Source organism: Methylibium sp. T29-B (assembly GCF_000576225.1).
Classification (GTDB): domain Bacteria; phylum Pseudomonadota; class Gammaproteobacteria; order Burkholderiales; family Burkholderiaceae_C; genus Methylibium; species Methylibium petroleiphilum.
Genome location: NZ_AZSN01000298.1, coordinates 1 through 2395, shown reverse-complemented (window position 1 = coordinate 2395; position 2395 = coordinate 1). Strand labels below are relative to the sequence as shown.

1 protein-coding gene is annotated in these 2395 nt (G+C 65.7%); it reads left to right on the top strand.

Features of this window, described 5'->3' with window-relative positions:
* Nucleotides 1-2289: RND family transporter (locus Y694_RS21320; protein WP_036236430.1), on the top strand; the 2289-nt coding region annotated here is incomplete at its 5' end.
* Nucleotides 2290-2395: the final 106 nt, after the last annotated feature.

Below are 2395 nucleotides of genomic sequence, written 5' to 3'. Positions count from 1 at the left end.
ATCTTCTCGGACCTGTTCCCGAAGAATCACCCCTTCGTGCAGGTCTACAAGGACCACTCGAACTTCGGCAACCCGCTGACCGTCACGCTGATGATCAAGCGGACCGACGGCAAGGACGTGTTCCAGGCTGACACGCTGGAGAAGGTGTGGCGCATCTCGCGCGACATCGACCTCACGCCCGGGGTCGACCACGACCAGATCCTCTCGATCGCCACCTCCAAGGCGCGCTACACCGTCATCACCCCCGACGGCATCTTCTCGCAGCCCATCATGGACGACGAGCTGCCCAAGACGGCAGAGCAGCTCACCGAGATCCGCCGGCGCGTCGACGAATCGCCCGGGGCCAACACCTTCCTGGTGTCCTCCGACGGCACCGCCACCATCGTCAACGCCACCTTCATCGAGCAATCCGTCGACTACGGCAAGGTCTTCGACGCCGTCCAGGCCATCGTCAAGAACGAGACCGACGGCGCGCACGAGATCCACGCCGCCGGCTTCCCCGTCATGACCGGGTGGATCTACGCCTTCGGCGACAACACCCTCGAGATCTTCGCGATCACCCTGATCCTGATGTTCGGCGTGCTCGCCTTCCACATGCGCAACGTCGCCGGCATCCTCGTGCCGGTGCTCGTCAGCACCGTCTCGGCCATCTGGGGCTTCGGCCTCGTCGGCTGGCTCGGCCTGCCCGTCGAGCCCCTGCTCATGGTCGTGCCGCTGCTGCTCATCGCCCGCTGCTTCAGCCACTGCGTGCAAGCCACCGAGCGCTACTTCGAACTCCTGCACGACGGCCACCCCAAGGACAAGGCCGCCGAACTCTCCCTCGTCTCCCTCGTCTACCCCGGCACCCTGGGCATCTTCACCGACGTGTGCGGCCTGCTCCTCGTCGCCCTCGCGCCCATCCCGGCCATGGAGCGCTTCGCCCTCTTCACCGGCCTGTGGGCGCTCAACCTCGTCCCCTGCAGCGTCTTCCTCACCCCCATCCTGCTCAGCCTCATGCCGAGGCCGAACAACATCGAGCACCTGCTCGGCACCGACCAGCACAGCGGCCCCGTCCAACGCGGCATCCAGGGCACGCTCGGCGGCTTCGCTGCCCTCTCCACCGGACGCAACGCCCGCTACACCGGCATCGTCTTCATCGTCCTGGGCATCGTCGCCGTCTTCCTCATGCTGCGCGTGCAGGTCGGCAACCCCGTCGAAGGCACCAACCTGCTGCGCTACGACTCCAAGTTCAACCTCGCCGTGCGCGAGATCAACCAGCACTTCCCCGGCTCCATGACCATGGAAGTCGTGTTCGAAGGCAAGGGCAACGCCCGCATCGTGCGCCAGAGCGACACCCTCACCACGATGCGCGACCTCCAGCACTGCCTGGAGAGCAGCCCCAACCCGCCCACGGCCACCCTGTCCTTCGCCGACCTCGCGCCCGAAGCCAACCGCGTCTTCAGCGGCGGCAACCCCAAGTGGTCGCCGCTCGACAACGACGACGCCTCCGCCTCGGCCGCCGTCACCGGCCTGATGGCCGGCACCAACGCCAAGGCCTTCCTGCACGTCACCGACTTCGAACAGAAGAACGGCACCGTCTCGCTCTGGTACTCCAACAACAAGCAGGAGACGGTGGATACCGCGCTGGCGCAGGCGCGCGCCTGCGTCGAGAAGGTCGGCCCCGAGCACCCCACCTTCACCATCCGGCTGGCCTCCGGGGCGATCGCGCTGCAGCAATCCATCAACGACACCGTGGTGCGCTACGAAAGCCGCATCCTGCTGGCCTTGAACCTCGTCATCCTGATCGGCTGCTCGCTCGCCTACCGCTCCATCGTCGCGGGCCTGCTGCTGCTCATCCCGGTGAACCTGGCCAACGCCATGCTCACCGCCTCCATGTCGCTCGCCGGCGTCGGCCTGGACGTCAACTCGCTGCCCATCCTGGCCATCGGCATCGGGGTCGGCATCGACTACGGCATCTACCTCATGACGCGCATCTGCGAGGAATACCAGGTGGCCAACAAGGACCTGGGCGTGGCGATCCGGGTGGCGCTCAAGACCTGCGGCAAGGCCATCTTCTTCACCGCCTCGCTGATGACGATCGGGCTGGCGCCGTGGTACTTCCTGTCGGAGCTGAAGTTCCTGTCCGACACCGGCCTGCTGCTGGTGATCCTGATGCTCATCAACATGGTGCTGGCGCTGGTGCTGCTGCCGCTGCTCGTCTACCTGATCCGGCCGAAGTTCCTCGACAGCGACATGTCGGCCCTGTCCGAATCCCTGGAGAAGAAGTCTCAGACGGCGGTGCCTGCCTGAGCCCTGTGAGAGTGCGCCGCCCCCCGCTGGGTGGGGACTGCGAATTGTCGACAACGAAGTAGGAGACAACCATGCATATCAGAAAGTACGACCACGACTACAGCCG